The sequence below is a fragment of the Kamptonema sp. PCC 6506 genome, assembly GCF_000180455.1.
GTDB lineage: Bacteria > Cyanobacteriota > Cyanobacteriia > Cyanobacteriales > Microcoleaceae > Kamptonema > Kamptonema formosum.
Genome location: NZ_CACA01000222.1, coordinates 1 through 5,931, shown reverse-complemented (window position 1 = coordinate 5,931; position 5,931 = coordinate 1). Strand labels below are relative to the sequence as shown.

At 44.2% G+C, this 5,931-nt stretch carries 6 protein-coding genes and 1 pseudogene; 3 read left to right on the top strand and 4 right to left on the bottom strand.

The features are described 5' to 3' along the window. Positions 1-909: pseudogene (locus OSCI_RS11590) on the bottom strand (hypothetical protein); the annotation flags it as partial. A gap of 108 nt (positions 910-1,017) precedes the next feature. Here OSCI_RS11590 and OSCI_RS11585 point away from each other — a divergent pair. Together OSCI_RS11585 and OSCI_RS11580 are read left to right on the top strand one after the other, a co-directional pair. Next, on the top strand, positions 1,018-1,314 hold the full coding sequence (locus tag OSCI_RS11585; protein ID WP_007355137.1) for a type II toxin-antitoxin system Phd/YefM family antitoxin: 297 nt from the start codon (positions 1,018-1,020) through the stop codon (positions 1,312-1,314). Beyond that, a complete protein-coding gene (locus tag OSCI_RS11580; protein ID WP_007355136.1) occupies positions 1,298-1,618 on the top strand; it encodes a Txe/YoeB family addiction module toxin in 321 nt (106 codons plus the stop codon). The genes OSCI_RS11585 and OSCI_RS11580 overlap by 17 nt, the downstream gene beginning before the upstream one ends. Before the next feature lie 34 nt (positions 1,619-1,652). Here the strand turns inward: OSCI_RS11580 and OSCI_RS11575 are convergent, their stop codons facing one another. Together OSCI_RS11575 and OSCI_RS11570 are read right to left on the bottom strand one after the other, a co-directional pair. Then, positions 1,653-2,282, bottom strand: coding sequence for a precorrin-8X methylmutase (locus tag OSCI_RS11575; protein ID WP_007355135.1), 630 nt, complete (start codon positions 2,280-2,282; stop codon positions 1,653-1,655). Positions 2,283-2,385: 103 nt separating this feature from the next. Continuing rightward, the gene (locus OSCI_RS11570; protein WP_007355134.1) at positions 2,386-3,189 is read right to left on the bottom strand and encodes a TPM domain-containing protein; all 804 of its coding nucleotides are present in this window, start codon (positions 3,187-3,189) and stop codon (positions 2,386-2,388) included. 663 nt (positions 3,190-3,852) lie between these two features. Here OSCI_RS11570 and OSCI_RS11565 point away from each other — a divergent pair. Beyond that, positions 3,853-4,854 carry a peptidoglycan-binding domain-containing protein gene (locus OSCI_RS11565; RefSeq protein ID WP_007355133.1) on the top strand — a complete coding sequence of 334 codons (1,002 nt, stop codon included), beginning with the start codon at positions 3,853-3,855 and terminating at the stop codon, positions 4,852-4,854. A gap of 101 nt (positions 4,855-4,955) precedes the next feature. Here OSCI_RS11565 and gshB read toward each other — a convergent pair whose 3' ends face one another. Next, positions 4,956-5,918, bottom strand: a complete 963-nt coding sequence (gshB, locus tag OSCI_RS11560; protein WP_007355132.1) for a glutathione synthase — start codon at positions 5,916-5,918, stop codon at positions 4,956-4,958. Between the last annotated feature and the right edge of the window lie 13 nt (positions 5,919-5,931).

Here is a 5,931-nt window from a genome sequence, read left to right as displayed (position 1 = left end):
GATATCATAGGCAAGTTTTATTTCTTTTTCTTGATTTGAGTCCTGGCTGTCTGTATTTTTATAGCAATCTTCAAGTTCTTTTAAAAGATTGTTTATTAGTTCATATCCCTTCTTGTCATCATCATTAGATGCCTGAGTTGGAGGAGCTGATTTTTTTAATAAAGTTTTCAATAACGGTGAATGTTCTATTAGTTTATCTAGCAAAAGCCTAACATTTGTTCTGCGATCGAAAGATAATAGTTCATATCCTGTACCTTCAGGCTTTTTATTGATGATTTCCACTAATTTTTGAATCGGTACACTATCTGGGAGAGCTGTAGTAGTATCCAGTCTTCTAGTTCTTGGTAGTATCTTCTGAAATTCTTTAAGAGAATCTGATTTTACTGGATGTGGGTTGGGTTCATCAGGTAGATATATTATTAATTCATCAATATTTTTCCTGAACAATAAAAATCTATTAAATTGTTGAGCTTTCGGAATTTCAGAGAATTTCTTGATTTGCTCAGCTTCTTCTTGAGAAACGTCAGACCATTCAGTAACAAAATCTGGAATACGTGATTTATCAGCCGTGATGAGAAATCTGTCAGAGTATCGGCAAAAATCGGACGCGGAGATTTTGTTTCCCTTATAATCGCATCCAGTAATTGCTTTTTCTATCGCGGTCAGCAGGTGTGATTTACCTGATTCATTAGCACCCACAACAGCCGTAATTTGCGGCTCTATAGGGACTTTAATGAAAGGGAACCATAGGTCGTTACCATCTGCCTTAATTATTTCCCACGGAAGAGTTTTTATGTTTTTATTGGCTTCTTCGGAGTTGGTGGGTTGATTGTCCGTAGCGGAGGATTGCCGATGATGATCGACGTTAAAAGATTTATAGAATCGGATAAAAATTGCATCTAGTCTCATATTTACGGAAAAATAGGGAAATACGGAATTTCATTATAACTCAACAAGAAGAATTACAAACATCCCGATCGCCCTTATAATATCCTTAGTATTGGGAAGCCAAAAACCATGTCACTCACACAAACCCAAGTAACCTATACTGAAGCTCAGGCGAATTTCGATGAACTGTGCGAACAAGTCATAAGCGATCGCGATGCCATCATCATCACCCGCAAAGACGGCGAAAATGTAGCGTTAATTGCCGCTGACGAATTGGCAAGCTTAATAGAGACAGTATACCTGCTGCGATCGCCCAAAAATGCCGATCGCTTGTTAAGCGCTCTGGAACAGGCAAAAGCTAAAACTGTCAAACCTCAGACTCTCAGAGAATTACGGCAGGAGTTGGAACTTGGCGAAGAAGCGTAAACAACAGCCAGAAGAAACGCCTGAACCGGAGCAAACCTCTGTTCGTGATGCAGTTTTTCAGCCTAAATTCCTAGAAGACCTTGCCTATTGGGTGGAAGTCGATCGCAAAGTTGCCCTCCGACTTTTAAAATTGGTAGAGGCGATCGTGCGCGATCCGTTAACAGGTGTCGGCAAACCAGAACCCCTAAAATATTTGGCTGCGGGTACGTGGTCGCGAAGGCTTACCCAAGAACATAGAATAATCTACTTAGTCAGCGAGAATCGGATTGATTTTCTCCAAGCTCGCTATCACTACGAAGATTAGGAATTTAGGCTATTGCTTTAAACCCGTCACAACCCTAACCCAAACTATTCCCCTCTTGGCCATAGGCCTGCCAAGCCAAATCCACCAACCCATTAACGATCGCCACAGCCACCACCGCAGATCCCTTACGCCCCTCAATCCGAATATGAGGAATCATTGAATCATGCAGCCTTGACTTAGCCACATCTACCCCCACAAACCCCGAAGGCGTACCAATCACCAAAGCAGGCCGAATTTCTTCAGACTCAATTAAATCTACCAACGCCGACAGCGCCGTTTGAGCCTGACCAACCACAAAAATACCCTCTGGATACCGCCGGGCCAAAGTTTCAATGCCCCAAGCAGCACGGGTTTTTTCCTTCTGAGGCCGAGTTAAAGCCTCCATCGAACAATATACCGGATTCGCAAAAGTGCTCTGGATCTGGGGCGTAATCCCCACCTGCACCATTGGCACATCTACAACAATAGTAGTCCGCGCCGCTAATGCCGCCGCCCCCGCCTGTAAAGCGTGGTCAGAAAAACGGATCAGAGACTTGTATTCAAAGTCAGCCGTAGTGTAAATCACGCGGCGGACAATTTCGTACTCCGCCGGCGACAAGACATGATCGCCAATTTCGCGATCGATTATTCCCAGACTTTGGGCATCGGTTACGTGCCATTCCATTTGAATAGCGATCGCCTCTCAGATTTCAGCTATTGTTATTGGTTAACTGTTAACTGTTAACCGTTAACCGTTAGCTTATCAGCTTTTGGCGATCGACAACTGATTACCTTTCAGAAGCCGAAGACTGATTCAAGACTGGAGTTAAAAAAGCTGCCAGAGCCCCAATCAGGAAACCAGCTACATTCCGCAGCAGTGGTAGCCACTCGGAGGTACGGGATACCACCGGGCCAATGCCGAAAGCGATAAACAAAATGCCCCACAGCGGAGAGAAAATCAACGCCCACTGCCAAGCTACAATTTGTCCGGGTTTGCGCGGATGTGCCGCAAATCCGCAGATTATGCCGCCGAGTACGGAAGTAATCAGAGTCAAAATCCATTGTTCGCGTGGCAAACCGGGAACGACGCGACAACCACCCTGGCGCAAACAAAGTTTAATTGATTCTAAGGATTCGAGGATAGATTGGTCTTCGCCGTTGTCTCGGATAAAAAATTGATTGCCGAAGCGAGTTTGCAACTCCACCCAAAAGGTTCGCGGTAGCAAGGGGTAAAGATCATCTCCAACGTTAAAATTAAGCAGGTTGCCGCCCCGCTGATCGGCAACTAGCAAGACACTTTTTTGATCTAGCCCCCAATAATCTTTGACCGCTAGACCAGGTGTGCGGTCGTATTGAGTCAAAACTCGCAGTTTCCAGCCCGTTTCAGCTTCAAACTGCTCTAAATCTTTAGCTAGCGTCTGTTCTTGAATTTCGGTCAGGGCTTTGGCTAAATCAATTATCGGTGTCTGAGTCTCAGGCAGCAAATCGGGGTTGTTGTAGGCCCAGGCTGCGGGCGCGATCGCCCAAACTGAGATAACTAGGAACAACGCAGCAATTGATGCTAAAAATCTTTGCGGTAAAAGCTGTTGCATAGCAGATCTTGGTGTATTTGTCAAGGATTTAGGTAAATTGGTTGTCTTAACCAAGCGATCGCAGAAAACTAATATTTCTTTACATTTGTTTACTTTACTAGAAAGCGTTGAGGAATAGAAGGGATTTCTAATATAGCTAGGGGCTAGGGAAGTAGGGGTTAGGGGCTAGGGGCTAGGGACTAGGGAAATAAGGGAATTACTGATTAGGATAGAATCAAAAAATCTCTTCTTCTCCAGCCCTAGCTTCTAGCCCCTAATCCGCTCTTCCCCTTCTTTTCCTAGCCCTGAGCATCGTAGCCCCTAGCCCCTAAACGACGAAAGCGATTGCTATAGCTTGTAAGGTGTGCGATCGCCTGCGTCGAACTTACGTAATTTATTTGATTTTCGACCATAAGCAAATAAAATATTAGAGCATACCCCCTATGGGCTTTACCCCTCTCAGTGTCAAAAGTTAGGAGCTTACTTTCGGTCATTGATTCAAGAATCCCACCGCCTTCAGGCGTGAGAGTACCAATCCTCCGCCAGTTTTGTAAAGTTTATTTACAAAAACCGATTTTTTGCATAAAAAGGTAGGGCAAGACATTGACAGATAAGTAGCAGCTCAAAAACTCTGTATTTTTGAGTCAGCAGATATCCACTAGCCAAATTTTTGCAGGAAAATTTATGGACTCATTTGCTTACCTTGAACTTGCTCTTGTCTGGGAAAGCCCTACGGAGCCAAAATTGCTTGAGGGATTGAATTGGAAAAAGCTATCTAGCCAGACCTACATCCCCTTGTTATCTCTGGCTTTGGTATTATCAGTTTTGAGCATAGCTAGCTCAGCTAATGCTGAGATCAGACCAGGATCTAACGGCGAACAGGTGAGAGCGCTTCAGCAGCGATTGCAAGCACAGGGTTACTTCCCAATAGGTACAACCCCAACTATCTACTATCGCAGCATCACTGAAGAAGCTGTTAGGCAATTTCAGCTAGCGAGAGGACTCTCGGCGACCGGCATAGCTGACAATTTGACCCTCTATTACCTGGGTTTGGGGCCCTATCCTACACCCACACAAGGTTACAACCCCTATCCCTCATCTCCAATAGGTCAAGCTCCAAATACAAGCACAACGATTAGAACTTGTCAGGGGTTCCGTTTTGGAGATAAAAACGTAACTTTCCTTCAACAAAAGTTAAAAGCTCTTGGCTTCTTTTATGGTGCTGTTGATGGCAAATACCGCGAGCGCACTCTTAGTGCAGTCACTCGTTTTCAGCAAGCTAATAACCTCGTACCTACTGGCTGTGCAGACAGTACCACCCTAGCTGCTATAGATCTGGGGATCAGGGAAATTTCCTATTCTTACCCTCCTATTACTCCTCCCTCAACAATTCCCATCGGACAAGGTTTCACTACTCTTTTCACCTTGGGAAGAAATAGTCGTGGCCCTGCGGTTAGAGAACTTCAGAATCAATTGGCACGTCTACGCATTACTCCTGGCGCTATTGATGGAGTATTTGGGAATGACACTGAATATGCAGTGAAACGTTTCCAGCAGCGTATGGGAATTTATGCTGATGGTATTGCCACACCTAGCGTACAAATTGCTTTGCGGAATATCATTGCTGGAAATGTTCCTATTCCTTATGGAGCTCCTCTCTATGTACCTCGTGTTGTATCCAGGTAAACCAAGTTGCTAAGTACAAAAATTGTAGAGGTCAGTCTCCGTGCTTACCCCAAAGATGCGGGGCAACCACAGGGGAATTGCCCCTACAATAATTACATAATTTATTTAGTCTTCTCTACCCATTGAACGATCTTTTTGCCCAAACAAACATTATCTAATAAATCAATTTCCCGCAGACCAGTAGGACTGGTGACATTGATTTCTGTAAGATAACCGCCAATCACATCAATTCCTACAAAAAATAAACCATCTTTTTGTAAAACTGGCGCTAACTGAGTGCAAATCTGATATTCTCGCTCAGTAATTTCTGTCTTAGCAACTCTACCACCCACTGCCATATTCCCGCGAAATTCATTGCCAGTGGGAATACGATTTATAGCACCAATAGGTTCACCGTTCATCAAAATAATTCGCTTATCTCCTTCTTTTGCCTCTGGCAAATAAGTCTGAACCATCACGGGTACTTGTCCCTGTTGAGTGCTAATTTCAATCAAGGAGTTAAAGTTGCGATCGCGTCCCTCCATAAATAAAATTCCTTCACCTGCTTTACCGCCTAAAGGCTTCAGCACCGCTGCCCCTTTTTCCTCGACAAATTGCCTAATTACCTGTTTATTTTGGCTGACAATTGTTTCTGGTATTGCCTCTACAAACTGCAAAGCATACATCTTTTCATTGGCACTTCTTAGCCCTTTAGGGGAATTAATTACCAGCGTTTTTTCTGGATCAATACAGTCGAGAATATAAGTAGCGTAAAGGTAAGGAATGTTTACTGGCGGATCTGTCCGCATAAACACTGCATCCATCGCCTCAAGGGGTTGCAAAGTAGGCTTTTCTAGTTCGTACCAAACTTCAGCCGCTACCCAATGTCCCTCTACTAATTGTACTGGTGTTAGGGCTACACGGCTCAGTAGCCCCCAAGCTTTGCCACCAATTACGCTTAAATTTTCTGCTTGAGTGACCCAGACTTCGTTCCCAAGTTCTTGTGCTGCCTCCATTAATGCCACACTGGTATCGTGACCTGGAATTAGCCGTTGGAGGGGATCGATGATGAATGCAAATTTCATTGATGTTGTTAGT

Coding starts and splice junctions, on each gene's coding strand:
- OSCI_RS11585 (WP_007355137.1), top strand. CDS start 1,018: ATGTCACTCACACAAACCCAAGTAACCTATACTGAAGCTCAGGCGAAT.
- OSCI_RS11575 (WP_007355135.1), bottom strand. CDS start 2,282: ATGGAATGGCACGTAACCGATGCCCAAAGTCTGGGAATAATCGATCGC.
- OSCI_RS11570 (WP_007355134.1), bottom strand. CDS start 3,189: ATGCAACAGCTTTTACCGCAAAGATTTTTAGCATCAATTGCTGCGTTG.
- OSCI_RS11565 (WP_007355133.1), top strand. CDS start 3,853: ATGGACTCATTTGCTTACCTTGAACTTGCTCTTGTCTGGGAAAGCCCT.
- gshB (WP_007355132.1), bottom strand. CDS start 5,918: ATGAAATTTGCATTCATCATCGATCCCCTCCAACGGCTAATTCCAGGT.